The sequence below is a fragment of the Helicobacter sp. 13S00477-4 genome (genome assembly GCF_002272785.1).
Classification (GTDB): domain Bacteria; phylum Campylobacterota; class Campylobacteria; order Campylobacterales; family Helicobacteraceae; genus Helicobacter_J.
Map to the genome: position 1 here is coordinate 1 of NZ_MLAS01000020.1, position 24,246 is coordinate 24,246.

Annotated in this window: 27 protein-coding genes and 2 pseudogenes; 4 read left to right on the forward strand and 25 right to left on the reverse strand. The window is 29.2% G+C overall.

What is annotated here, in order from left to right; all coding sequences use genetic code 11:
* Positions 1 to 178 precede the first annotated feature (178 nt).
* From pssA to hisA, 6 genes are all read right to left on the reverse strand, one after another.
* Complete coding sequence (gene pssA / locus BKH44_RS08090) at positions 179 to 883, reverse strand: CDP-diacylglycerol--serine O-phosphatidyltransferase (protein ID WP_095272211.1); 705 nt, start codon at positions 881 to 883, stop codon at positions 179 to 181.
* A complete protein-coding gene (locus BKH44_RS08095; protein WP_095272214.1) occupies positions 880 to 1,491 on the reverse strand; it encodes a phosphatidylserine decarboxylase in 612 nt (203 codons plus the stop codon). The genes pssA and BKH44_RS08095 overlap by 4 nt, the downstream gene beginning before the upstream one ends.
* A gap of 3 nt (positions 1,492 to 1,494) precedes the next feature.
* Positions 1,495 to 3,405: an ATP-dependent zinc metalloprotease FtsH gene (ftsH, locus tag BKH44_RS08100; protein ID WP_095272217.1), complete on the reverse strand. Its 1,911-nt coding sequence runs from the start codon at positions 3,403 to 3,405 to the stop codon at positions 1,495 to 1,497.
* A gap of 48 nt (positions 3,406 to 3,453) precedes the next feature.
* Entirely contained in the window at positions 3,454 to 4,356 is a 903-nt protein-coding gene (locus BKH44_RS08105) for a 50S ribosomal protein L11 methyltransferase (protein ID WP_095272219.1), read from the reverse strand.
* A gap of 13 nt (positions 4,357 to 4,369) precedes the next feature.
* Positions 4,370 to 4,744: a chemotaxis response regulator CheY gene (locus BKH44_RS08110; protein WP_095272222.1), complete on the reverse strand. Its 375-nt coding sequence runs from the start codon at positions 4,742 to 4,744 to the stop codon at positions 4,370 to 4,372.
* A 147-nt stretch (positions 4,745 to 4,891) separates the two neighbouring features.
* On the reverse strand, positions 4,892 to 5,614 hold the full coding sequence (gene hisA / locus BKH44_RS08115; RefSeq protein ID WP_095272267.1) for a 1-(5-phosphoribosyl)-5-[(5-phosphoribosylamino)methylideneamino]imidazole-4-carboxamide isomerase: 723 nt from the start codon (positions 5,612 to 5,614) through the stop codon (positions 4,892 to 4,894).
* Between the two features lie 140 nt (positions 5,615 to 5,754).
* On the opposite strand from hisA, the gene BKH44_RS08120 reads away from it, so the two are divergent.
* Genes BKH44_RS08120 through BKH44_RS08130 form a run of 3 tightly spaced genes read left to right on the forward strand, consistent with a single transcriptional unit; the run spans position 5,755 to position 8,869 of the window.
* Positions 5,755 to 7,440, forward strand: a complete 1,686-nt coding sequence (locus tag BKH44_RS08120; protein ID WP_095272224.1) for an N-6 DNA methylase — start codon at positions 5,755 to 5,757, stop codon at positions 7,438 to 7,440.
* Entirely contained in the window at positions 7,437 to 7,910 is a 474-nt protein-coding gene (locus BKH44_RS08125; RefSeq protein WP_095272227.1) for an acyltransferase, read from the forward strand. The genes BKH44_RS08120 and BKH44_RS08125 overlap by 4 nt, the downstream gene beginning before the upstream one ends.
* Positions 7,901 to 8,869: a Gfo/Idh/MocA family oxidoreductase gene (locus BKH44_RS08130; protein WP_095272230.1), complete on the forward strand. Its 969-nt coding sequence runs from the start codon at positions 7,901 to 7,903 to the stop codon at positions 8,867 to 8,869. Before BKH44_RS08125 ends, BKH44_RS08130 begins: the two co-directional genes overlap by 10 nt.
* A gap of 13 nt (positions 8,870 to 8,882) precedes the next feature.
* Here BKH44_RS08130 and BKH44_RS08865 read toward each other — a convergent pair.
* The 3 genes and pseudogenes from BKH44_RS08865 to BKH44_RS08140 form a co-directional block, all read right to left on the reverse strand.
* Positions 8,883 to 9,134 (reverse strand): annotated as a pseudogene (locus BKH44_RS08865) (CfrBI family restriction endonuclease); the annotation flags it as partial.
* On the reverse strand, positions 9,092 to 9,292 hold the full coding sequence (locus BKH44_RS08870; protein WP_180674153.1) for a CfrBI family restriction endonuclease: 201 nt from the start codon (positions 9,290 to 9,292) through the stop codon (positions 9,092 to 9,094). The pseudogene BKH44_RS08865 and the gene BKH44_RS08870, both read right to left, overlap by 43 nt.
* Positions 9,282 to 9,925, reverse strand: a pseudogene (locus BKH44_RS08140) (site-specific DNA-methyltransferase); the annotation flags it as partial. The gene BKH44_RS08870 and the pseudogene BKH44_RS08140, both read right to left, overlap by 11 nt.
* Positions 9,926 to 10,735: 810 nt before the next feature.
* Here BKH44_RS08140 and BKH44_RS08145 point away from each other — a divergent pair.
* Complete coding sequence (locus BKH44_RS08145) at positions 10,736 to 12,394, forward strand: relaxase/mobilization nuclease domain-containing protein (protein ID WP_095272232.1); 1,659 nt, start codon at positions 10,736 to 10,738, stop codon at positions 12,392 to 12,394.
* A 59-nt stretch (positions 12,395 to 12,453) separates the two neighbouring features.
* Here the strand turns inward: BKH44_RS08145 and BKH44_RS08150 are convergent, their stop codons facing one another.
* From BKH44_RS08150 to BKH44_RS08885, 16 genes are all read right to left on the reverse strand, one after another.
* Positions 12,454 to 13,242, reverse strand: coding sequence for a Fic family protein (locus BKH44_RS08150; protein WP_095272235.1), 789 nt, complete (start codon positions 13,240 to 13,242; stop codon positions 12,454 to 12,456).
* 3 nt (positions 13,243 to 13,245) lie between these two features.
* Positions 13,246 to 13,602, reverse strand: a complete 357-nt coding sequence (locus tag BKH44_RS08155) for a hypothetical protein (RefSeq protein ID WP_095272237.1) — start codon at positions 13,600 to 13,602, stop codon at positions 13,246 to 13,248.
* Positions 13,603 to 13,613: 11 nt separating this feature from the next.
* Positions 13,614 to 14,264, reverse strand: a complete 651-nt coding sequence (locus tag BKH44_RS08160) for a ParA family protein (protein WP_095272240.1) — start codon at positions 14,262 to 14,264, stop codon at positions 13,614 to 13,616.
* Positions 14,265 to 14,267: 3 nt separating this feature from the next.
* Positions 14,268 to 14,582 (reverse strand): hypothetical protein, encoded by a 315-nt coding sequence (locus BKH44_RS08165; RefSeq protein WP_095272243.1) that lies wholly within the window; start codon positions 14,580 to 14,582, stop codon positions 14,268 to 14,270.
* A gap of 252 nt (positions 14,583 to 14,834) precedes the next feature.
* Positions 14,835 to 15,884: a tyrosine-type recombinase/integrase gene (locus BKH44_RS08170; protein ID WP_095272246.1), complete on the reverse strand. Its 1,050-nt coding sequence runs from the start codon at positions 15,882 to 15,884 to the stop codon at positions 14,835 to 14,837.
* A gap of 64 nt (positions 15,885 to 15,948) precedes the next feature.
* Positions 15,949 to 16,242 carry a hypothetical protein gene (locus BKH44_RS08175; protein ID WP_095272248.1) on the reverse strand — a complete coding sequence of 98 codons (294 nt, stop codon included), beginning with the start codon at positions 16,240 to 16,242 and terminating at the stop codon, positions 15,949 to 15,951.
* 336 nt (positions 16,243 to 16,578) lie between these two features.
* Positions 16,579 to 17,502 (reverse strand): toprim domain-containing protein, encoded by a 924-nt coding sequence (locus tag BKH44_RS08180; protein WP_095272250.1) that lies wholly within the window; start codon positions 17,500 to 17,502, stop codon positions 16,579 to 16,581.
* A 2-nt stretch (positions 17,503 to 17,504) separates the two neighbouring features.
* A complete protein-coding gene (locus tag BKH44_RS08185) occupies positions 17,505 to 18,740 on the reverse strand; it encodes a hypothetical protein (protein ID WP_095272253.1) in 1,236 nt (411 codons plus the stop codon).
* A 24-nt stretch (positions 18,741 to 18,764) separates the two neighbouring features.
* The gene (locus BKH44_RS08190; protein ID WP_095272254.1) at positions 18,765 to 19,763 is read right to left on the reverse strand and encodes an ArdC-like ssDNA-binding domain-containing protein; all 999 of its coding nucleotides are present in this window, start codon (positions 19,761 to 19,763) and stop codon (positions 18,765 to 18,767) included.
* Positions 19,763 to 19,900: a hypothetical protein gene (locus tag BKH44_RS08875; protein WP_180674154.1), complete on the reverse strand. Its 138-nt coding sequence runs from the start codon at positions 19,898 to 19,900 to the stop codon at positions 19,763 to 19,765. Before BKH44_RS08875 ends, BKH44_RS08190 begins: the two co-directional genes overlap by 1 nt.
* 339 nt (positions 19,901 to 20,239) lie before the next feature.
* Complete coding sequence (locus tag BKH44_RS08195) at positions 20,240 to 20,575, reverse strand: hypothetical protein (protein ID WP_095272257.1); 336 nt, start codon at positions 20,573 to 20,575, stop codon at positions 20,240 to 20,242.
* A 227-nt stretch (positions 20,576 to 20,802) separates the two neighbouring features.
* A complete protein-coding gene (locus BKH44_RS08880) occupies positions 20,803 to 20,961 on the reverse strand; it encodes a hypothetical protein (protein ID WP_180674155.1) in 159 nt (52 codons plus the stop codon).
* Complete coding sequence (locus BKH44_RS08200) at positions 20,928 to 22,148, reverse strand: hypothetical protein (RefSeq protein WP_095272258.1); 1,221 nt, start codon at positions 22,146 to 22,148, stop codon at positions 20,928 to 20,930. Before BKH44_RS08200 ends, BKH44_RS08880 begins: the two co-directional genes overlap by 34 nt.
* Positions 22,149 to 22,347: 199 nt before the next feature.
* On the reverse strand, positions 22,348 to 23,007 hold the full coding sequence (locus BKH44_RS08205) for a hypothetical protein (protein ID WP_095272261.1): 660 nt from the start codon (positions 23,005 to 23,007) through the stop codon (positions 22,348 to 22,350).
* A gap of 9 nt (positions 23,008 to 23,016) precedes the next feature.
* Positions 23,017 to 23,403 (reverse strand): YccF domain-containing protein, encoded by a 387-nt coding sequence (locus tag BKH44_RS08210; protein ID WP_095272262.1) that lies wholly within the window; start codon positions 23,401 to 23,403, stop codon positions 23,017 to 23,019.
* A gap of 64 nt (positions 23,404 to 23,467) precedes the next feature.
* A partial coding sequence (locus BKH44_RS08885; RefSeq protein ID WP_180674156.1) for a hypothetical protein occupies positions 23,468 to 24,246 on the reverse strand: 779 nt, incomplete at its 5' end.

The following is a 24,246-nucleotide window of genomic DNA, read 5'->3' on the forward strand; positions in this document are numbered from 1 at the left end:
GATTTATTAAGTTCATTTCAAATAGAGTATCCCATCAAACTCAATAGATTGCATAAGGATGCAATCTTATCCAATCTTTATGGATTGAAGTTCTCCTACCATAATACCTCATCCCATTTACCCATCTATACCAATGTTATAATCTGAGATCACTTTGGGGGAGTCTTTTGATTTATCTTCATTTTGTCTTCAAAAGCATTTTAATAATCAAAAAGAACCAACGCAAAATACCATAGATTATATAAAGTGACATCAACGTACCTAAAACTTCTATTGGTCGTAAGTATGCAATAGATAATAAAATCAAAAGTATCACGAAAGTCTTGAGATTCCATTTGATTTTTTTAAAGCTTGGATAACGAATATTACTCACCATTAAAATACTTAAAACAAAAGCCCCAACCAAAAGCCAATAACCATAATCTGCATCAAAAATATTATACTTGATGTCTAGGAGTATCCAAAGAACCATCAAAATAGCTGCAGATGGAATTGGCAAGCCAATAAAAGAATTGGGTTCGCTCTCATTTGTAGCTATATTGAACCTAGCTAGCCTAATAGCTCCAAAAATTACAAATAAAGCAGATACAACAACTCCGAATCGAGAGTATTCACCACCAATATAAAAATACAAAAGCATTGCAGGAGCCACACCAAAAGAAACAATATCTGCTAAGGAATCAAATTCAACACCAAATTTACTAGTAGTGTGTGTGAGTCTAGCAACACGACCATCTAAACCATCTAAAACCATCGAACTAATGATAAGCCAACAAGACCATTCAAACATCGCATTGGAAGAAAACATAATACTCATAATACCCAAGAAAATACTGCCAGCTGTGAACAAATTTGGGAGTGCATATAAAGGATTGATATTCATTTGAGGTATCCTATTAAAGTTTGTCCGCCTTTTATCCTATCACCTACATTGACTTTAATATCTAAAAACTCTGCTGGGAAAGAAAAACAAAGGCATCCTATTTTCATAAAGCCCATCCTATCATTGGCAACAAAATCAGTTTTTTTATAAATTTGTGCAGAAGAAAAAATTTCCGGATAAAGCTCTAACTTAAAATTATAGTTTTTTCTTGAAAAAAAAACTATCTTCGTATTTAAAGCTTGTTTGACTCCATCTTTTGCACTCTTAAGGAAAAGACCATTTTTTTTAGATACTTCATAACTTAAAATATCTACTGGAACTCTCAATACACCAACATCAAACCAATCGACATCAATACAAATCTCAATAAAATCATCTTGTGCAAAAATATTTGTAATTTTTCCATCAATAGGAGCAAATACACCATCATTGATTCTATCTTCAGGTAGTCTTTCAGGATTCCTGAATGCAAAAAGCCATAAAATCAAACACAAAAGGAATAAAAATACGAAAAAATCTTTGCCCCACCACATAAAAAAGACTATAGTGATAGCCAGAATCATAGCACCTTTATAACCCTCTTTTGCGATAAATTGTGTATTTGTCATTCTTTAATTTTCTTCTCTTTCTACCAATCTAGTAGAAAGATTGTTTTGCGTTTCATAATCCAAAATAATCTCTCTAACCCTTATTCCCTCAATTACTTCTTTTTCAAATAGCTCTTTGACCATCTTTTCAATTGCTTCTTTATAATCTTGTAGGGTTTGTTTTACATGACTATAACGTTCATCAAGAGTTTTTTTAATAAAATTATCCATATTTTCAGCAGTTTTTTCACTGAATTCACGAACACTACCTAAACCGCCTCCCAAAAATGCATTTCTAGGCTTCTCAAGAACCATAAGACCACTCACATCAGTCATACCATAATAACTAACCATTGATTTTATAATATCTGTAGCTCTTTCAAGATCATTGCTAGCACCTGTAGATATTTCCCCTAAAAATACATCTTCTGCTGCACGCCCACCCAACAAAACATCTATTTGGGCAATCAATTCATGCTTTTGCATTAAATATTTATTTTCTTCAGGAGTATTCAAAGTATATCCCAATGCTGCCATTCCTCTAGGTATAATAGAAACTTTATTGACCCTTGCAGCCCCTTGTGTCATTTCTGCTATTACAGCGTGTCCACTTTCATGATAAGCAACGATTTTCTTTTCTTTTGGAGAAATCCTGCGTGATTTCTTTTCAAGACCTGCTATACCACGTTCTACAGCCTCTTTTAAATGTTTTTGATTGACTTCTTTTTGATTAGCCCTTCCTGCAAGTAAAGCTGCCTCATTAATTATATTAGCCAAATCTGCACCCGCAAGCCCTGCAGTCAATTTTGCAATCTCTTGTAAATCGACATCTCTGCCAAGTTTGACTGATTTGATATGAACCTTTAAAATCTCTACCCTACCATTAAAGTCTGGTTTATCAACCAAAACTTGTCTATCAAATCTACCAGGTCTAAGCAATGCAGGATCAAGAACTTCTGGTCTATTGGTAGCTGCTAAAACAATCACTGGAGAATTTTCTGAACCAAAACCATCCATTTCTGCTAAAAGCTGATTAAGAGTTTGTTCTCGCTCATCATTCCCGCTTATCATTCCTCCAGCTGCACGCGATTTACCAATAGCATCAATCTCATCAATGAATATAATGCTTGGAGCTTCTTTTTTTGCCATTTCAAATAAATCCCTTACTCTTGAAGCACCAAGCCCTACAAACATCTCAATAAAACTACTACCACTCATTGAAAAAAAAGGTACATTTGCCTCACCAGCAACTGCTTTTGCCAAAAGTGTTTTACCTGTTCCTGGAGGACCTACCAATAAAACACCTTTAGGTATCTTTGCACCCAAAGAAGAGTATCTATCAGGGTATTTGAGGAAATCAACAATTTCGACTACTTCTTCTTTTGCCTCTTCATTCCCCGCCATATCATCAAATTTTACCTTTGGCTTCTCGGCATTCACAAGCTTTTTAGAACTACCTAAACCAAAAATTCCTCCACCCATATTTTTTTGCACACGATTAGCCATAAACATCCAAAGCCCAAGAATTACAAATACAGGGATAAGCCAACCAAGTAATTCAGTAAAAAAATTAGACTCACTAAAACCACTATAATCAATTTTTTGCTCATCTAACAAAGGGACAAGAGAAGAGTCTTGAACTTTTTTAGCAACATAAATTACTTTTTGTCCATTTGAACCTGTGCCTACAGCTTTTACAATTGTTTGCCCGATACTAACTGAAGTAACTTCTTTATTTTTTATGAGCTGTTTGAAATCATAATAATTAATATTTTTTGTACTGCTTGCTCCAAAACGATCACTCAAACCCCCCCCTTCAGAACCCATAATACGAAAAGCAATCAAAGCCACCACAACAAAAATGATAAATAAGATCATTGGATTTTGAGTGAATGGTTTCTTATTATTTGGATTTTGATTGTTATTCTGTGCCATTTTTTCCTCTATATTTTAAATTTCTGGTCTGTATAAAATATTATTATATTATTTTTGTGTAAGTTTTAGTCCTATCCACTGTTCTCTCTCCAAAATATCAAGCACTATAAAATCATCAAAAGTACTCAAAACAGAGTCTTTATATTCCTCAAGTATACCGGATAAAATCAATACCGATTGTGGTTTCAAAGCATTCAAGAAATCTTTATGAAGGAGCTTGAGGACATCAGCAAGAATATTTGCAATGATAACATCATAACGATGTGTTGTTTTGTCAATAGAACCCTCCCAAATAAAATCCATATCCAAGCCATTCAAACTAAAATTCTTCTTGCTCTCATTAACTGCAAGAGCGTCTGTATCACATAAATGGACTTTTGCTCCCAATTTTTTAGCTCCAATTGATAATACCCCACTACCACAACCAACATCAAGCACTTCCTTATCCTTCAAAGGTAATGTTGAGAGCATTTGAAGACACATTGAAGTGCTAGGATGATGACCTGATCCAAAAGCCAAAGCAGGATCAATGGCTATATCTAGCAAATCTTCTTTTTTAGGATACCAGCTTGGTCGGATATAAAAATCCCCACATACAACAGGCGTAATACTGTTTTTATAATTACTTATCCAATCTTGATTTTTGTATTTTTTGGTTTCATAGGCAACCCCAATATCTTCATTGAGCCTTTTAGAAAGCATTGTACAAAAAACTTCCAAATGAGGAATGAGGTGAATTTTTGGATCATTTAGCGAATAAACAATAAAAACTTTTTTAACAAATTTCAAATCAGGAATATTGATATAAGAAGGTTTATCAAGCACTTTTAAAACATCAAGATTTATATCTCTTTCTTCAATCGCCTCTTGAGTAAGTTCAAGTAAAAAATCAGCAAAATTATCTTCATAATGATTTGGGATTATGATTGTTTCAAAATAGTCTTCCTGCATAAAATTTTAATTTTTATTCGTTAGTGCCTAAAACAATTTCAAGCTTTTCTTTTAATACTTGTGGAGTAAAAGGCTTCACAATATAATTATTCACACCAGCTTTCAAAGCTGTGATAACTTCTGCTTTTCCACCCTCCGTGGTAACCATTATAATAGGTATATCCGTATACCTAGAATCTGATCGGACTTTTTTGACAAGCTCAAGACCATTCATTTCAGGCATATTCCAATCTGTTATCAAAACTTTAATCCCATCTGTTGTGTCTAATAATTGCCAAGCTTCTGCACCATGTTCAGCTTCTAAAATATCTTCATACCCTAAACGTTGAAGCGTATTTTTTATAATCCTTCTCATTGTCGAACTATCATCTACTACTAGCAATTTCAACTTCTACTCCTCAAAAATATTCAAGTTCATAATTAGCAAGGCAATCAACAAGTTCATTAAAGGTATCCTAATATTTTTTAGTCAGATAATCTTAGAATAATAACACATTTTCAATCAAATACCCAAAATTTTCAAATACAGAATCTGCTATAAAAATCTTTTTAAAATTGATTTTAAATCTATCTTATCTTCGTAATATGCCTTCCCAATAATCACACCCCCTATCACTTTGTTTTCCTTGAATGCTTCATCTAAAATAATTAAATCATTTTCATCTCTAAATCCACCACTCGCAATACAAAAACATTCACTTGCCTTAGCAATACTTAAAGTCCAATCCACATTTATGCCTTCAAATGCTCCATCCCTACTAATATCTGTGCAAATAACAGCTTCAATCCCAGTATTTTTAAATCTCTTTGCTAAATGGGTAGCTTCTAATTGCTCCGTGTGTGCCCAGCCTTCTATAGCAACCTTGCCATCTTTTGCATCAATACCAACTGCAATAGGATATCTGAGTGCCATTTTTTCAACAAAATCGGGATTTTTCATCGCCACAGAACCCAATATCAATCGATCAATACCTATTTCTATGTAATTTTTGATATTTTCTTCACTGCGTATACCGCCACCTAGTTGGATTTTAAGATTTGTAGATTCTCTGATTTTGTGTATTACTCCAAGATTTTTTGGTTCTCCACAAAATGCACCATCCAAATCCACAATATGAATCCATTTTGAACCCATATTTTCAAATTTTTTAGCAAAATCAATCGGGCTACCATATACTTTTGCACTTGACATTTTACCTTTATAAAGCCTAACTACCTGACCTTCTTTAAGATCAATTGCTGGAAATATTTCTAACATTACACATCTCTTTTTGCTTTGATTATCAATCATTTTACCAAAATCAAACCCTCTTAATATGATATTTGAGTAGAGTTTGTGATAAAATTTAGGCTTAGAATAACTATACATACTAAAAACTTAAGGTTAAAATATTATAAATGAAAAAATTACTAGATTGTTTTGAATATTTAAAACGTTATCACATTGATGTACTTGATACTATCAGTATTATGTTAGAACTTTTTATCTTAAAAAGCCAAAAGCCAAAGTTTATCGAATCACTCATACAAAAAAAAGATACAAAAAAAAATATTATCTATGAAGAACTTCAATCCACAATAAAAAATCTCTTAAAACCTTCTGTTTATGTCAAAATCAACCCTAACATTAACATCATAAAAATCCTCAAGATAATCTACCAAACCTCATTAGACAATCAAATCATTGAACAATTCCTTCATACCATCACCCAAAAAAAAACAACCAATAAGCTTTATTACTACTCTACTCCATTAGAAATCAATAAACTTTTAGTATCACTTTTAGATATTGAACAAAATGATGGGATTTATAATCCTTGTTATGGGATTGGAAGTGTATTTTTAAGCATAGCTAATACAACAAAAAATATCAACCTTTATGGAGAAGAACTTGATGAAAAACTCTCTAATATAGCCCATTTAGTTGCTAAAATTGCTCAAATAAAAAATACCAAACTCTATGTAAATGATATTTTGAAACAACCTGTTTTCAAATCTAAAAATGGATTTGAAAAATTTGATAAAGTTTTATGCAACCCACCACTATATGCTCATATGGGAATAGAATACCTCAAAGAAGACGAAAGATTTGGCAAAATGGGCATATTGGTAAAAAATTATCCTGAATTAATATTTCTAACCCATGCCTTGACTCACCTCAAAACACGTGGTGTATTTATCATCCGTAACCAAACCTTACAAAAAACATCTCTTGAAGAAAAACTTCGTGAAAAACTTTGCAAAGAAAAAATGATAGAAGCTATTATTGAACTGCCTAAAAATATTTTTCCTCATCAAAATCACGAATTTTCAATCCTTGTCATTTCTCCAAACAATGAAAACATCTTGCATATCAATGCTAACAATGAGCATTTTTATCAAAAAGATGGTAAATATAATCGCTTATTGAACATTGATGAACTTACTCATATATTCAGGCAAAAATCCAAAACACCTTATTCTAAACTCACTCCATTAAACCAAATCCAAGTCCACGATTTAAGAGCACAAAATTATGTAAATCGAGATTTTTCAGATATCTCCGAAAATACATTGGAATCTTTAGGGATTGAAATCTTTAGGGGACAACGTGTTTATGGGAGTCCAAAAGATGAAAAAATTGAATATTATGATGTAGGAATCGCAGATTTTAGACCTTATGGGATGACACAAAATTTTGAAAACAAAAAAAATCATGGCGATATTGCTAAAATTAAAAAATACGCCTTAAAATCTTATGATATTTTGCTTTCTTTAAGAGGAATTTCACCAAAAATCACGCTTCTAGGTAAGCTAAATCACCTGTGTGTTGCCAATGCAGGGATAATCATATTAAGGGCTAAAAATAAACAAATGGCTATCGCACTTTATTGCTATTTTTTTCGAACTCAAGGAGAAAATACACTGAAAAAAATTTATGAACAAAGTGGTGAAAACACTGTCAATATTCAAAATCTACATCACCTAAATATACCTAAAGATTATAATAAAAATTCTAAAAAAATATTTGAAGCTCTCCAAAAACTAGCCCTTGAACTTGAAAATACTGAAAATAAAATCTTAAAACTAAAAGGATACGAATGAAAAACATTGCTTCAGGAATAAAAAATGTCATTTATGGAAAAAATGTTTGTGTCATCACTCCTACAAATTTATATGGATGTATTCTTGAAGACAATGTATTTATAGGTCCATTCACAGAAATTCAAAAAGATGTCAAAATTGGTGCGAATACTAGAATCCAAAGCCATAGCTTTATTTGCTCTTTGGTCAATATAGGGCAAAATTGTTTCATCGCGCATGGAGTAATGTTTATCAATGATCTCTTTGAAAATGGTTATCCATCAAATGATGATAAAGGCTGGAAAACGACTACTATTGGGAATAATGTGTCTATAGGCTCAAATGCTACAATCCTACCTGTGAGGATTTGTGATGATGTAGTAATTGGTGCTGGGAGTGTTGTTACAAAAGACATTACACAATCAGGTATTTATGCTGGCAACCCTGCAAAAAAAATCCGTTCGCTTCAGGATAAAAATCAATGCAAGTAGCAATTATTGGTTATGGGTATTGGGGCATCAATATCGCTAAAAGTTTACATAAAAATCCAAATTTCAATATAAAAACTATTTTTGATGAAGATAAAGAACGAATCCTTGAAGCTAAAAAAATCTATGATTTTTCTGATTATGTAGATTTTAAATCCATCCTTAATGACAAAGATATAAAAGCAATTTTTATCATCACTCCCCCACATACACATTTTTTTCTAGCGAAACAAGCTTTAGAAGCAAAAAAACACACTTTTGTTGAAAAACCCCTCACGACTAATATCATACAAGCTTACCAACTCTATGAAATCGCTCAAAAAAATGAATGTATTTTGCATTGCGACCATACATTTTTATATTCCCCTGCACTAAAATGGCTCAAAGAAAATATCTATACATTCGGTAATATTGTCTATATCAATTCACGCCGAATCAATCTTGGTCTTTTTCAAAGCAGTGTTGATGTTATTTGGGATTTGGCAATACATGATCTTTCTATCATTGATTATCTTGTAAAGCTAGACATTAAAAAATCAAAAACTTTCAAAAAAAAATACCAAAAATACCCTCACGACGCTATTGCAAATATAAACTTAGAACTCAATAATGGCATCATTATCACAATAAATGTCTCTTGGCTTTCTCCAATAAAAGTACGCGAAATGATTATTGGAGGAGAGAGAAAAACAGCCATTTATGATGATACAAAGAAGAACAAAATAACCCTTTTTGACACTGGGGTCATCATCAAAGATGAATTTGATAAAAATAGCTTGTATCAAAAAATGATTGAATACAAACTCGGGGTAGAAGAAACACCTATTTTAGAAAACTTTATGGCTTTGGATTGTTCTATTGAGACATTTTTTTCAGATATCCAAAATCAAGACTATACACAAAAACAAAAGGAGCATATCTTAAGAGTTATACAAACTTTAGAAATCATCTCAAAATCATAGACTTAGGCTATATTTATTTGAAAGGAACTTGTAATGTTCTTAAGATCTTTCTAAAATCATCAATACAATTTTGATTATTTTTTAATTCTAAAAAACAAATCTTCAAAGATTTCAACTGATTTTTATTTTGCTGGCTTAAAGTATCAGCTATAAAAATTTGAGTATCCCTTGCAATAACAACATCAGCAGATTCAGGATTTCCTTTCCCTATCAATTTTACTTCTACTCGATACTCTTTAGTCTTATCAAAATTATAAAGCCAATACTTGTCTGATTTATTTTGGCTTCAAAAATTTTCTTAAAAAAATCCAATGCAAAATCTAAAAAATCTAAATTAATAGCATTGATAATCTCTTCTCTATAATCCTGCCCTTTTATCAATTTTGCAACTGTATTATTAATAACAATGCCATCAAATCTCATCAAAACCATTCCTTTTTAAATAATCAATGTATTGTAAATTTTGCTCACAAAGCAAAGGGATTCGCTTCATTTTATTAGCAACCTTTCCAAATGTACCACTCCCAGCAAAAGGATCACACACTACATCGCCCTCAAATGAATAATATTTTAATACTTTCTCACAAAGCTCTTTGGGGAAAATGCTGGATGCGTCTTATCAGATCTTGGTGGGATATACCAACAATTTGTTGGATCTATTTCTTTGTCATTTTTAAGATTTTTATCATACTTTTTAATATTTTTATCTAATAAAAAAGGTGAATTTTTCCGATAAACCATAATACTTTCTGTAATACAATTTGGCTTATAGCTCAAAGGTTTTCTTGTCTGTAAATACCCAGCAATTCTATTAGGAACTGAATATTGAGGTTTTATCCATATGATCTCATCAATAAAATAAAACCCAGCATCTGTAAGGATCCTGTGAAAATCAAAATGAATGGGATAACGCAAAGATTCAAATTCTCTCCCCTGTCTTTTAGTAATAACAGGAGAAACATTTATGAGGATAAACCTCCCATCTTCTAAAATCCTATGGCACTGCTTTAGTGTTCCAAACATACTATCAAGATAGATTTGATAATTTTTATAATCAAAACATTAAGCAAACTGCAAGCTAAAAAATTATTGATATTCTGACTAAAAAAAATTTATTTGTCAAGATATAGAATTTTAAATAAATTCATTCTGTTTTTTAAATTATTTTGTTTTGATAAATATTTACAATTTTATATTGATTGTAGAGTTGATGAGATTTTATAAATTTTGATTTGTTTTTGATGTTGATTTTAAGTCATCAAGCAATGAATTTATGTTCAAAATCTGATTTGATTTTTAAATTCAAAAATCATCTTTAAAATATCAAATTTTCTATCTGATTTTTATTATCTTAATTCAATCTTAAAGTGCTTCAAACCTCGTATTTTGATATTAAACTTTACAAATACCCTGTATAGGGCATTACAAACAAAAATATATATTTTTTGTGTTATCCTGCCTCATTTTTGATTTCAAGATATTTTTTATATAAAAATCTGATGAAATTTTACTCTTTTTTGATTCTTGTATTCCCTTATAATATCTTAAATTTATCATGATGTTTTAGAAGAATTTTTGCAGAGAAATTTAGACATTTACCAACAAGATATTTTTATTTTTTGTTTGTAGATTCTGCATTGGAAATCTATTTCTAACAATTAAATATATATAAGGGAAAAGAAGTATCACTATAGTTATGATTTTATATTCATCAGTATATTTCTTCTTGTCAGATTAAGAACAGATTTTGAAAAATAAATATCTTTAAATGTTTGAATTAAAATTATAGAATTTGAATTTAAAATATTTTTGATTATTGAAAATATTAAGTTTTAAAGTTGAATTAATGATAGGAGAATAAATTCAGTGCAAGTCATCACAAAAATACCTTCAGATTATCAAAACGATGATAATGAATTATTTGAATTTATTCCTATTAAAAGAGCAAGCAAAACATTAAAACAATCTTCTGATTTTGATTATTCATTAAGGCTTTTTTCTGTTTTTAAGAACTTTAATTTTGAAAACCAATATCCTTATGCAAATATTAAAAATTATCATAAAAATGTTGTGATAAAGAATATTGGAAATATGACTCAAAACCATCTTAAAAATGCTTTGAATTATGTTTTAAAGAATTCGGATGGTAAATTAGGTTTGAATGAATATTTTGAGCAAAAAAGTTTCAAAGAAATCATTCAAGAATGGAAAGATGATTTTAGTTCAAATCCAAATACTAAGGAAGGTATGCATTTAGTTTTTTCAATCAAAGAGCCTCATTCAAATTCAATAATGGAATTATTGAAAACTTCTGTGTATGAAACAATGAGAAATAACTTTAATGAATATCAATTTATATTAGTTCCACATAGTCATCAGAATAATCCTCATATTCATTGTATTATCAATAAAACCAATACTTACACTGGTAATAAATTGCGTTTTGCTAAAAAATCAGATTGTAGGGATTTTTTCTTTAAACTTAAAGAAGATTTTAAAAATGAACTTTATTATTGGAGTGGAGGCAAAATTGATTATAAAAATGATATCAGGTTGCAGTTAGATTCAATATTTAAAGAACTTGATTGTGTTAATCAGGCTTCTGTTGATTTTAATCATCAAAGCTTTTATAAAAAAAGTATTGAGGATTTAAATAAAAAATATGTTGGTATCCAAAAATCTATTCAAGCTTTAGAATCTCAAACCCATAAAACTCAAAGTATTCAAAATAAAATCTCTTCTGGTTATAAAAACATCAAAAAAATACAATCAGATATGAAAAATCTAGTGAATTGGAACGAAAACTTTGTTCATTTCAGCAAGTCTTTTGATCTCTATCAAAAGAAAAAAGCTTTATATGATTCTATCTATAAAATCAAACCAAATGCTTCAAAAGTTCTATTCAAGCATTTGAGTATTTTAAAAAATCAACTTTCAGATGAAAAAACTTATATTCAAGGACAATTCAATGATATCAAAGAAGGATTTGATAAAAATATATTTTTAAATCCTAAAACTAATATATTTGCTTTGAATAAATACCTCAAACAACTAAAGACTTATAGACTTATGCTGAAAAAATTTCAATCTGATACTGATGAGAAAAATAAAGACTTTGATTTAATGCTAATTTTTGATCATATCCATCAAAAAGAAAAAGAAGTTTTTGGATTGATTGAGCTAAGGGTTGATAAACTAATAGCACTTCATAAAAATCTCAAAACAGAAGTTTTAAAACAAAATGATACAATAGATCAATCTTTAAGCGATTTGTCATCTTTATCTCTTGAAAAGATTACTGAAATAATCAAATTATCAGGTATCCATTTGAGAAATCTTAAAGGATTAAATTTTATCCATAAAGAACTCTTATTGGCTAAAAAAATACTCAAAGACATTAATCATACAGTAGTGTTTAAAGGAATCAATCAGGAAAATCAAAATGAGATTGAATATAAAATCAAGACTATGCAAAAAAGTTCTCAAGGATTAAATAAACTTAAAAGTGCTAAAAATCAATTCTAATCAACTTACTTAATTTTTTAAAGATTTTTGATGTATTTTTGTGTTTTCTGAGTTATATTTTAATTTATTCCTTGCCATAAAAGCATATCTTGGTGTATTTTTTCATAGTTTTGGATAAAAAATTCTTTGTAAGGTTCATAATCCCCTTCTTGATAATATTGCACAAGAGATTTTCTGTATTGTGAATAGGAACTTTCATTATAATCTTTCAAGACAAAAGGCATTATCCTATCATTTTTGAATGAAATAAATTGCATGGTTCTTGCAGTTCTTTTATTGCAGTCTTCAAAATATTGCAGATAGGCTAAATTATGGTGCAAATAAATGGCTTTATTAAAAGGCTCACTGATTGTTTGATAAATTTTAAATAAATAATCTAATTCAGTATTTAATTGCTCTCCACTGGGTAATGGAATATAATCACACCCTCCTACTCTGACTTCCTTATCCCTCATTGAACCTAAATTTTGTTTTTGAACCAAATCTTTAGCAATAATACTGTGCATATCTTTTAGAGTATTTTTATTGATGGGGTAATCTTTGATTAAAATATTTTCATACGCTTGTTTTAGATTGAGTATCATTAAAGCATCGCTATATTTTTTTCCACCAGCTGTAATGCCCATTTCTAATAAATCAAGAGTCTCAAATCGATCATAGCTATTGCCTTCAATCTTGGCAGAAGTATAGATAAAATCAAATCCGTAAGCTTCAATCAAGCCTTTGTCACCTTTTGAATTCAAAAATACATCTATGGGCATATTTTTTTCAATTTTATGTAATAAATCAAGTTCATTTTGATTCCAAATATTTGTTTTTTCTAAAAAACTTGGATTGTATTTTATCATTGCTTATCCTTCTAGTTTTTTGATTTTATCTAATAGTCTTTCTTTCATTTGTTTTTTTCTATTTTGAATACTTTGGGTTATGGCTTCTTGGATAAAGGAACTTTTAGTTTCTCCAAAATCTCCAAAATCTCCTAAGAATTCTTCAAGCTCTATAATGACTTTTTTGGATAGAGAAATAGTGTAATTTTTTTTCTCTTGCTTTTCTAATTCCATATTCATTTTAGTTATTTCTTTCTGATGAATTTCTTCTGCATTAATCCCAAGCTTATCTTCTAGTTTTTTTGAAAGCCTGTTGATCTCATCTATTTTAGTTAGATTTTCGAGGCTAGTTTGTTTTGATTTTATTTTTTTGAATTCCATAAGCTTGTTCCTTACTGTAAAAATTTACTAGAAATTTCTTGATAAAATCTCAAAAATTCATTTTTTGCCTTCAAATCATTGTATTCAAAGATGCTCAATCCCTCTGATACACTTCGTTTTAAAGCAATTCTTTCTGAAATGATTCTTTCTAGCAATTCTATATGCGAATTTTTTTTATTCTCCAAAATGAATCCTTTCATTGCTTCTTTTTCTTTCAAATAAGGGATTGGTGGCATACGATTCATCACGACGCAAGCTTTTGTTTTTGCATTTATGCTTTGGATTTCTTCTATGCGTTCAAACATTTCAGACAAAACTGCTACATCTAGTTGGGATGGCGTGCTTGGAATGATGATAAGATCAGATAAAAGCATTGCTTTTCTACTCTCTAGGCTATCTTCACCTTTAGTATCAATAAGGATATTTTCATATTTTGACATCATTTGTTTGACAATATCAGTGATATTACCTGTGCGATTAAACAATGGAAAACATTCCATACCTTTTTCTAACCTAATATCGCTAAAGGTTTCTATACTTTTTTGCACGTCGGTATCAAGCACAACTATATCTTTTTTATCAAGGAAAAATTTCATTGCAATATTTAGACACAAAGTGCTTTTCCCACTTCCACCTTTTTGATTGGCGATGGTAATGATCATTTTCTACCTTCCTAAAAGTTCTTTTTTTATTTTTTGCATTTTTTTAACATCCCATACTTTGAATGCTTTATCAAATTCCTTTTCTAAATTCTTGTGTTGCTGTTTGATTTCTTTGAACTTATCTCGAAATCTTTCAAAAATATTATTTTTTTGTAAAAATATTTCATAAGATTCAGCTAAGCCTTTGATAAATTCTTCTGGACTTTCATCTTTGAAAGGTTCCTGCTGATGCGCATAACTTAATAATAAATAGGCATCTTCTAAGGCTGTCGAATGCTTGATTTCTATTATATTATTATCTATATCTATTCTTGTCATAACAATACTTCCTTTATAACTATAAAATGTAAGTATAATACAATATAATTGTTAATATATAACAATTACAAATAAATATATTAATAATTAATACAAAAAATACAATATAATATAAATATTATCAATAAATATATTATTGATAATTGTTTAAAGATTCCAGATTTCAATGTATAGATATAACAAAAAATGCCTTTATCATAACTGTCTATATGGGTATTAGTATCAACAAGATTTTATTCATATTTTTCCTTTTTAAAATAAATGTAATATCTGTTTAGAAAAATCAGTTGTGCTGTGTACATAAATTTTTGTTGTTTCAATATTGGAATGCCCTAAAAGATTTTGAGTAAGGATAATATCTTTTGTATTGTCATATATATAACTAGCAAAAGAATGCCGTAACATATGTAAACCTGTATTTTCTTTTTCTTTGATAAACTTTAGTTCTTTAAGTGTTTTTAATAAAAATCTTCTAGTTGTATCTGTACCTTTTTGTAGAGGATTGATAAATAAATATTCTTTATTATATTTTCTTTTGCACAAATTACAATTTAACCATTCATAGAGGTATTTTTCAATCAAGTCTTTTCGAATCCCAGCTTTCCTTTGTTTATTCCCCTTGCCTGTTATGCAGATAGAATAAAACTCTTCACCATCTTTATAAGATATTTGCAAATCACTTAATTTGAGGTTTCTTACTTCGGCACTTCGCATACCACTTAAAGCGATTAACAAAAGTATCAAGCGATTCTTTTTATCATTGTCTTTTGTGAATTTTGTATTTTGGAGGTATTGAATAAGTGATAAAAATTTATTTTTTTCTAAATATTTTGGCAAGGGTTTAGATTTATTGAATACCAAACCTTTAAGATTAAAATCAAAATTATAACCCCTTTTTTTATCTAAAAATCTAAAAAAATCACCCAATACGGTTTTATATAGATTGACAGAAGAGGCTTTATGATTAAGACTTTTTTGATAAATAAAATCAATCAAATGATTTTCTTTAAAGAATTTCAGTGCAGGGATTTGTAGAGTTATAGCATTTTCTAATACATAAAAATACAATTTTTCTATGATAATATAAGATTTAATCCCTATCATTCCTAATTGATGAAGTTTAAGCCTCATTTTTATTACTTCTTGCATATTTTTGAGGCTTAATATCTGACTTTGAAATTCTTTAAAAGATTCCATATTTTTGATTGAATATTTTGATAATACCTTGCTTTTAAAATCATAAAAGCATTTGATTTCTTCTAAAAATTCCTTTGACAACTCTTTAGTGTTGATTTTTTTCATTATCGTATCCTTTTTTGAAAAATTAAAATTTTATTTTATATAAATTGATATTAATTTGATTACTTTATTTATTATTTAATGCAAAATATCCAAATAAAGAAGGTGAAAATAAATCACCCAATAAATTAAATTCATTTTCAAATTCTTCCTTTTTATGCATCATTCTTTGAGCTTCTTTTTTGGGGTAAAGTTGGATTTTTATAACCTCTTTGAGTTCATCAATATCTGGAGGATTTTCATAGGCAAGATCAAAAAGTAATCGATAATGGCTATCATAGATATTTACTAATATACCATTTGTCAAAGAGGACTGAAACTTGAGTAATAGGATTTGATTTTTAACCTTCATTTTGATCATTTTTCTACCTTTTTTAGTCTTTTTATGCACAATTTTACCAACTAAAAAGACTTAAAATGACCTAAATAAGGCTATTTATAACCCTTTATTCCCCTTATATATATTATTAGATTTTTTTGATAGCTTTATGCTTGTGGATTTGATTAAATTTTTCTTTGTAAGCAATATCTAAAGGCTTTAGGTTATCAATTTTCCTAATTTTTTCTAAAATATTTCTTCTTTTACTTGTATTCATTGATGTTTTATAGTTTATAAGTTGAATCTGTAAATAATCATCCAAATTTTTTTGATTGAGATTTTTGATTTGAGTGGTTTGTTTGAGTCTTAGATCGTCATTTATATCCTTGCAAAATGGCTTATAAATACTAGTACTTTTTTTGTCTTTTCTAGGATATATTTATCAATATTTTTTGTGAACAAAATCCCTTTTTCATCATTATCAAAACCTGTAATAAAACTAGCTTCTTTACAGAGTTCTAAAAGTTTATCTAAAGTAGGTTTGATTCCATCGATATGAAAACTACCACCTGTAGAAACTAAAATTAAATCTTGTGGTAGATATTTATCTTTATGAAGTTGTATGAAACTTAAAGCATCTATAATTGATTCTGTAAAAACAATTTTTTTAATATCAGAAGGTTTTTTATTGATATTGAGGATTTCAAGTCCTTTGTTGCCATAATGAATATTTTTAAGTGGTTTTTCTCGTAAATTTCCTTGTTTATCTTTATATAGTGGAATAGTGAGTCTTTTGGTATAGCCACAAATGCTAAGATTTTCAATTCCAGAGGATAATTTGAATAATTTATAATGAGGAAAACAAATATTGCCATAATTATCTTGTTTGAAACTATTTTTATACGGTTGTATAGTTGCATCATAAAGCCCTTTATTGATGAAAAAATCGTTTTTATTCCTATCATAAGGATTGAGATTTTTATAATTTTCTTCAATGTTTTTGTAACTATCTTCTCTATCAAAATATTTTGGGATATTGATATCTATAGTTCCACCATCGTGATAATTTTGCACTAATACCCTGACATCTAAATTTCTATTTTTACAAAAGTTAATGATATTTCCCCTATCATTGCTCCCATCGGTATTGAAATACAAATAGTTCTGTCCTCTTTTAGAGATCACAAGCATCTCTTTATCATTACATACAACAGGATTATTTCTTGAACTTTTAGCACGGTTGAGTTTAAAACCATTGTGTATTAAAACCTCATGAAGAGGCAATAAAGATAAATCTTCCATTATTATCTTCCTCTGTGAATTTTAGGGGTAGGTTTTGGTTGTGCTATATTGCCAGTAATTGATTTTTTTTGAATTTGTTGATTGGAAGTATTATTGATTTCTTGATTTTTATATTTTTCCATTGAAATTTTTTCTTCATTATTTAAAGGTATTTTGAGACTTGACTTGATCTGAAGTTCAAGCTCTTTATCTAAAAGATTATTATTTACAAGCGTATACCTCATTCCTTTTATGATCATTTCTTTGTGTTCATAAGTGAGTTTGGTTGGATTTTTGTGATACAGATTGAGAAGAGTTTTCATTTCTAGTTGATTCATATTAGTTTTACAATAATGCAAAAAGTCTTTTTTAAACTCATCTTTAGAAATAGCCATATTTTGATTTTCAATCCGTTTCTTCTCAAAGAAATCCAATAGACTTGAAAAATCATTTTGATTTATTTTTTTAATTGGGAGAGTTTCATTAATATTTTCTTGTTGGTTTGAAATATTTTTTCTATACATTGAATCTTGTGCTTCATTTGTGAATGTGTCAATAAATTCTTTGGATTCTTTATGAAATTTTTTTACATCAGAAATATTTAAATTCCAATCTAGATCGATTCGAGTATTTAATTTATTATTGTGTTCTTTTATAAGGGTTAAGAAGTCAATAGTAGAAAGATTAGTTTTAGCTTGAATGATCACATCATTATTTTTATTAAAATCTAAAAATTCTAATCCTATCCCTATTTCTTTAGATAATTTATTCAAATAAACTTGTATATAATCTTTTTGGAGTTTCTTAATGGCCTCAATAGAAAGCAAATTATCCCTTGCATAAAGCCCCAAAGAATTACCCATAAATGCTTGTTCTTTATAAAGATTGAGGTTTTTTAATTCATCAAGGTTATTTTCTAAAAGTTTATTAGTTGTTGATCCTAAATTCAATTCAAAATCTTCCCAATTCATTGGCAAAGTAAATGTTTTTAAAGGTAAATCACTAGGAACATTATCAATAAAAGAATCTTGCTTGGCTTCTTGAATCTGTTCTTTCTTATTTTCTTTTTGGATTTCTTTGTTTTGAATTTTTGTGAATTCTTTTTCAAACAAATTGATAAAATCTTCTTCATTAAGATTATTTTTTTTGGTATGGTCTATTTCATTCAAAAGTCTTTCGAAAAATACCTTGCTCTCATCTCCTAATGCATTATAAAAATATAAGAAGCTTTGTAGAAAGTTTTTTAAATCCAATGGCATATTTCCTCCTTTATCCAAAAAGATTTATCGTCTTTTTGGATTGCTTGATTTTTTGGTTTTTTCACTTTCTTGTTTTTTATTTTTGGTTGATTTGATTTTTGGGCTATCTGAAGCTTTAATCAGCTTGCTCAAACCCTTTTCTTCCAAGATTCCTTCTATTTTTTGCTCTACTTGTCTTTGCTGTAAATCATTGAGCTTTATAGGTGGAGTGTAACTAGTATTGTTATTTTGAGCTTTGAGATAAGTAAGAATTTGTGAGGCTGTCTGTGGATATAAATTAGCTTCTATATCTTGGAAAATCAAATTAGATTTAGTTGAATCAAAGTCTTGTTTGTGTCGGATAAAATTTTTATATTCTTGGTCTTGATTTAAAGACTTGATTCTTTTTTTATCAAGAGTCTTGAACTCTGAAATATTATAAAGTATTTGTGTCTCTAGTGTAGGCTCTATTATGGTTTTTTGTGTCTTATATTTCATATAAGGTTCATTGGTTTTAGGATTGACTTTAATATTGCCTGCTTTATCTCTTTGAGGTTCTAATTCTTTTTGATAAAGATGATTGCCATTCTTATCTAGCTTTGGATTGCCATTTATATCACTCAAGGGGATTTTATTTCCAAATTTATCAAGCTTATCAATAAAATTAATTTCAAAAGTCTTGATATAAGAAATTTGAGCTTTGGGGATATCTTTGTTTTTAAATATTTCATTAATCTCCTGATTTTCTGCTCCTAGAAATCTGGCATCTTTGAGTGTTATCCAAGCATTTTCTTTATAGTTATGTTCTTTTTGTTTGATGTCTAGTATCAAAGAATTCAGATTAGTATATGGCAAACCATTGCTAGCATTATAAGCCTTTTGGAGGATTTGTGATTCTTCAGTGAAAGGGGCGTACTTGCCTTTAATGGATTGTGAAATTTCTTTGATCACATATTTAAGATAACTTTCTTTTTTCTCTGCTAAAGTAAATTCTTCCCATTTTTTCTTTTCAGGTTGATTGAGTGTTGAGTTTTGTGCTACCATTATTTTTCTCCTTCTTCAATACATTCTAATTCTGCTTTGATTTTTTCATAAGCTTCGCTTTCACTTTCCATAGGGATGCCGTATTTGAAAAGTTCTATGACTTCTTCTTTGTTTAACTGATGACTGATTTGATCCATAATTTTCTCCTTGTTTTTATTTTGAAGCTTTTAAAACTTCGATCAATCAACTATTTCTATAGCTGAACAAAAAAGATATTAGGAAATATTTGGTATCTAAAAATATATATCTTCAATAAAATTATTTATCTGAAATATATATTTTTAAAATCAGATTCAATCTATAGAGGATTTAGAAAGGATAAAAATACTTGAGAGATTTAAAATCAAATCATCAATTATTTTTTTATGATATGTAGAGTTTAGTAACATTTTATGAATACTCTTAGAATCTAGTAGCTATATTAATTTTCTCTTCTAGCAATATATAACAAGTTATAATGTGGGTTTTCATTAAAATCAAACACCCATATTATAACTAGGTTCATTTTCAATCCCCAAAGCTTTATATATTTCTTCAATTACTACCCAATACATATCCATTCCACATCCATTGATGATATAATCCTCGCTGAATCCCTTAATCTTTTCCTTATTGATCTTTTTAACAATGATAGAAGGGAAAGCGGTAACTTGTCCATCATAAACAAACAAAACCTTAAAAACTCTCCTCATTTTAGACCTTGATATTTTTTTCAATACAACAAATGGTCTTTTGCCACTTGAAATATAATCCTTAAAGCTTTCAACCAAATCTTTTTCCCATTCATCTAATCCTATGATCTTATTTTTCATCTGAACACTCCTTGCTTTTTATGCACATATTTTACCAGCAAGACATATCTAAAATGACCCAAATAAGGCTATTCATAACCCTTTATTCCCCTTATAAAAAAGAGTCAAAAAAGAAAAAACATGTATTTAGAAAGTTTAGAATTGAAGATGATATTGTTAAAAATTTATGGATTGTTTTTTAAATCAAGATTGTTTTAGAAGTTTTAGATAAAAAGAGGAAATAAATATCAATCTTCCTTCTTCTTTTTACTGAAGCTAATGATAGGGAATCCGTATTTATCAAGTTTAGCGTTATAATCATAAACACCTTTGAATTTTGATATTTTATCTTCAGAATCTTGCATGGCTTCATCTATTTTTTTATCAAGTTCATCTGATGAATCCATATCTCCATATTTGTGTTTATAATCTCTCTAGCGATAAGATTTCCAGTGAGTGCCATTGTTTCATTAAGAAAAGATAGATTAGTGGCGATATCTTTGATATAAGAGAGCATTAAATTATCAGTCTTTTGTTTGATGTCTGCATAAGCACTTGCTTGTTTTTGTTTATCGCTGCCTGCACTTTGAAGTTTTTTGGCAAGTTCTTGTTGGATTTGTAGAAAATCATCATTGAGCCTTTTGGTATCATAGAATTCTGGATAACAGAATTCTCCTTTATCAGTTCTAGTTTCTTTGCAATAAATCATTTCAGTTTTGCCATCTTTGCTTTTTTTGTTATAACTTTTATCTTTTGTGCCTACTGTTTCTAGCATTTGTTTGGATCGATTCAAAAGTGGATTGATACCTGCATTGTCTAAAAATTGTATTTTTTTCTTATAAGCGATTTTGTTCTTGATACGTTCTTTCCTGATTTGAGCATATTTTTCAAAATCTTTGTTGAGCAAGGCTTCTTTTTCTGTCAAGAAAAGCTTATTGTCTTTAACTTCTTGTTCAAGTTTATTAGCATTTTTACAAAATTCTATTGCCATTGCCCTCCCGCTGAATGTCCCCATTATAGATTCAGTATTGCCAACTATATCATCACTGAGTGCATTCATCAGGTTCTTGATGCTTTTGATTGTTTGAGTTTCTTTGCCTACTTTAGTAAAAGGTAGATTTGTTTCTTGTGGAGCAATTTGATTATAGTTTAGCCAAGGATAGGCTTCATTAAGCCTTCTTGAATGGATTTTATCTCTGATATCGTATTGTTCAATCGTCTTAGCAAGTTTTTTGGCATTATGTTCCATCCTGCTAGTGATGTCTTTAAAATCATCAATAATATCCATAGGGTTAGCAATAGCAATCGTAGAACTATTTAAAAAACTATTGACATTGTTCATCATTGTATTGACTTTGTTGAGTTGATCGACTTGTTCTTTGGCTTTTTCTATCATTTGAGTGTATTGTTCTATTTGCTTGGTTAGCTTATCAATATTTTCTGCCATCCTTGAAGCAGTGAGGGCAGTATTAGCCTGTGTAATTGGATCATCAATCAACATTCCAGTAGCACTTAAAGTATTGGTTGTGATATTTAATGCCAAAACCATGCTTATTATATTTAAGGGAAAAGAGGATTTGAAGGGATGATACATCGTATCTCCTTATTTGTATTCCTTTGTATGAATATTTTTACGTTTTGATATTTAGTAGCTGATATGTAGCTATATAAATTTAAAAAATATTATAACAAATAATGATTAAAAATAATAAAGAAAGAATATTATGTAATATAAAATTTGAAGCACTATACAGGAAGAAAATCTGTATAGTATTCAAAAGATATTATGTTTTTCAATAAATTGGAAAACCAATTTCAAAAAGATTCATTGGTGGACAACTAAAAAGGCATGACTTATCTTCTAGGGTATTCTTTTCATCTTTTGTCAAATTGAGTTTTTTATGTTTTTCAATAAATTCTTCGACAAGTTCGTTATACCTTTTCTTGAGTTCTTTTATCTTCAGATCATATTCTTTCCTCATTGAGCTTTTATAATCATAATCCCTAAGTTTTGTTTTATCTAAGCTGTTTGTGAAATCTTTTATATCTTTGACTATTTGTTGCATTTGAGGATCTTGTTTTGCTGATTCTTTCAACTTGTCTTGTAATTTAGCAATCAAGACTTGTCTGTAATCTTTATCTTCTCCAAATACTTCTTTGTAGACTTCAGGATCGGTGCGAAGGATTTTTTGTATGCCATGGAGCTGATCACTATATTCGTGAATTTCTTTTCGGAGTTCTTGAATCTTTTTACCTATCCTCATTGCTTCATCCATGCTACCTGGAATATTTTCTTGAAGCTTATCAAATTCCCTAGATAATTTAATGGCTTTCTTGAGTTCACCAATCTTAAATCCACTGATTTCTTCTGCTTTTTTATCTTCAGGAGAAGAACAAGCAACTAGTATTAATCCTAATAGGGAAGCTAAAATTATTTTATTGAATATTTTCATTATTGTCCTTTATTTATTTTCAGATTTTAATAATTCTTTTGAAGTGATCAATGCTCCAAAAGGAAATAAACTAAGTCTAGCAAACTTAAAATATTGCAATCCAAAAGGGATGCCTATGATAGTGATGCAAAACACAATACCAACGATAAAATATGCAATCGCCATCCACAAACCAAAAAACACTAACCATATGATATTGGCAATAGGATGTTTTGAAGCTTCTGTTTGCACTTGCATCCCAAAAGGAGTCAGGCACAAGGATGCAAACTTAAAACACTGCAATCCAAATGGAATACCTATGATAGTGATGCAAAAAATAAGACCACCCAATGCCCAACATATAGCACCCCACAAACCACCAAAAACCAACCAAATCAAATTACCAAGTAATTTCATTTATTTCCTTTATTTTGAATTTTTTTAATCAAGGCATGATTTATCCAAATCCTCTCCTCCTTTTTTAAAATCGATAGGTATAGTTGAATGATAGATAAGAAGCTGTATATATAGTAAAATCTAAATCAAGCGTGTCTTTATAAGTAGTATCGTCGTCAGTTGATTTTTCATGTTCTCTTCCTGAATTACTCCATATCCCGCCAAATCGATACATCAATTCAAATTGATGATGCCCATAATAATAATGCAGTCCTATGACAGGATAAAATTCATTTTCATAAATACTTTTGTGTTTTTTTGATTCACCATCATAACTAGTTTTGTAATCAGGAGAAGCTGTATAAGTATCTTTGCCATCAATATATGCATTGAATTGATATCCAACTCCTGCATTCAAACCTAAAATATTCTTTCCACTTGAGAAAAAATCCCAAAGGTATTTAACATCTAAACCTGCTTTGATTGGAACATAAGATAAGGTATTGAAGCCATATTTATCTTTATGAATAACCCAACTATTCCCAAAACCACTATAAATATGAGCTGATACTTTTATCCCATGCCTTTGAGACTCACCAAAATAATGTTGATAACCACCCACTAATCCTGCATCAAAAGTGGTTGATTGTTTATTTGTAGTCCCTGCAGCATGTAATGGACTTGTCATATCTGATGATATCATTTCCTCTTCATAAATATATGTCATATCTGAACCTCCCAAATCCCCTTCAACTCCAATGAAGAATCCATTCTTAGAATCTGGTTTTTTTGTTTTAATGTTTTGACTTTGTTTGTTCACACTAGTAGATGTATTTTCTGCATTATTTTGATTGAGCAATTCTT

Bases quoted from the DNA above. Each gene is read 5' to 3' on its own strand.
- pssA (WP_095272211.1), bottom strand. From the start codon at position 883: ATGAATATCAATCCTTTATATGCACTCCCAAATTTGTTCACAGCTGGC.
- BKH44_RS08095 (WP_095272214.1), bottom strand. From the start codon at position 1,491: ATGACAAATACACAATTTATCGCAAAAGAGGGTTATAAAGGTGCTATG.
- ftsH (WP_095272217.1), bottom strand. From the start codon at position 3,405: ATGGCACAGAATAACAATCAAAATCCAAATAATAAGAAACCATTCACT.
- BKH44_RS08105 (WP_095272219.1), bottom strand. From the start codon at position 4,356: ATGCAGGAAGACTATTTTGAAACAATCATAATCCCAAATCATTATGAA.
- hisA (WP_095272267.1), bottom strand. From the start codon at position 5,614: ATGTTAGAAATATTTCCAGCAATTGATCTTAAAGAAGGTCAGGTAGTT.
- BKH44_RS08120 (WP_095272224.1), top strand. From the start codon at position 5,755: ATGAAAAAATTACTAGATTGTTTTGAATATTTAAAACGTTATCACATT.
- BKH44_RS08125 (WP_095272227.1), top strand. From the start codon at position 7,437: ATGAAAAACATTGCTTCAGGAATAAAAAATGTCATTTATGGAAAAAAT.
- BKH44_RS08130 (WP_095272230.1), top strand. From the start codon at position 7,901: ATGCAAGTAGCAATTATTGGTTATGGGTATTGGGGCATCAATATCGCT.
- BKH44_RS08870 (WP_180674153.1), bottom strand. From the start codon at position 9,292: ATGAGATTTGATGGCATTGTTATTAATAATACAGTTGCAAAATTGATA.
- BKH44_RS08150 (WP_095272235.1), bottom strand. From the start codon at position 13,242: ATGATAAAATACAATCCAAGTTTTTTAGAAAAAACAAATATTTGGAAT.
- BKH44_RS08155 (WP_095272237.1), bottom strand. From the start codon at position 13,602: ATGGAATTCAAAAAAATAAAATCAAAACAAACTAGCCTCGAAAATCTA.
- BKH44_RS08160 (WP_095272240.1), bottom strand. From the start codon at position 14,264: ATGATCATTACCATCGCCAATCAAAAAGGTGGAAGTGGGAAAAGCACT.
- BKH44_RS08165 (WP_095272243.1), bottom strand. From the start codon at position 14,582: ATGACAAGAATAGATATAGATAATAATATAATAGAAATCAAGCATTCG.
- BKH44_RS08170 (WP_095272246.1), bottom strand. From the start codon at position 15,884: ATGAAAAAAATCAACACTAAAGAGTTGTCAAAGGAATTTTTAGAAGAA.
- BKH44_RS08175 (WP_095272248.1), bottom strand. From the start codon at position 16,242: ATGATCAAAATGAAGGTTAAAAATCAAATCCTATTACTCAAGTTTCAG.
- BKH44_RS08180 (WP_095272250.1), bottom strand. From the start codon at position 17,502: ATGGAAGATTTATCTTTATTGCCTCTTCATGAGGTTTTAATACACAAT.
- BKH44_RS08185 (WP_095272253.1), bottom strand. From the start codon at position 18,740: ATGCCATTGGATTTAAAAAACTTTCTACAAAGCTTCTTATATTTTTAT.
- BKH44_RS08190 (WP_095272254.1), bottom strand. From the start codon at position 19,763: ATGGTAGCACAAAACTCAACACTCAATCAACCTGAAAAGAAAAAATGG.
- BKH44_RS08875 (WP_180674154.1), bottom strand. From the start codon at position 19,900: ATGGATCAAATCAGTCATCAGTTAAACAAAGAAGAAGTCATAGAACTT.
- BKH44_RS08195 (WP_095272257.1), bottom strand. From the start codon at position 20,575: ATGAAAAATAAGATCATAGGATTAGATGAATGGGAAAAAGATTTGGTT.
- BKH44_RS08880 (WP_180674155.1), bottom strand. From the start codon at position 20,961: ATGGATTCATCAGATGAACTTGATAAAAAAATAGATGAAGCCATGCAA.
- BKH44_RS08200 (WP_095272258.1), bottom strand. From the start codon at position 22,148: ATGTATCATCCCTTCAAATCCTCTTTTCCCTTAAATATAATAAGCATG.
- BKH44_RS08205 (WP_095272261.1), bottom strand. From the start codon at position 23,007: ATGAAAATATTCAATAAAATAATTTTAGCTTCCCTATTAGGATTAATA.
- BKH44_RS08210 (WP_095272262.1), bottom strand. From the start codon at position 23,403: ATGAAATTACTTGGTAATTTGATTTGGTTGGTTTTTGGTGGTTTGTGG.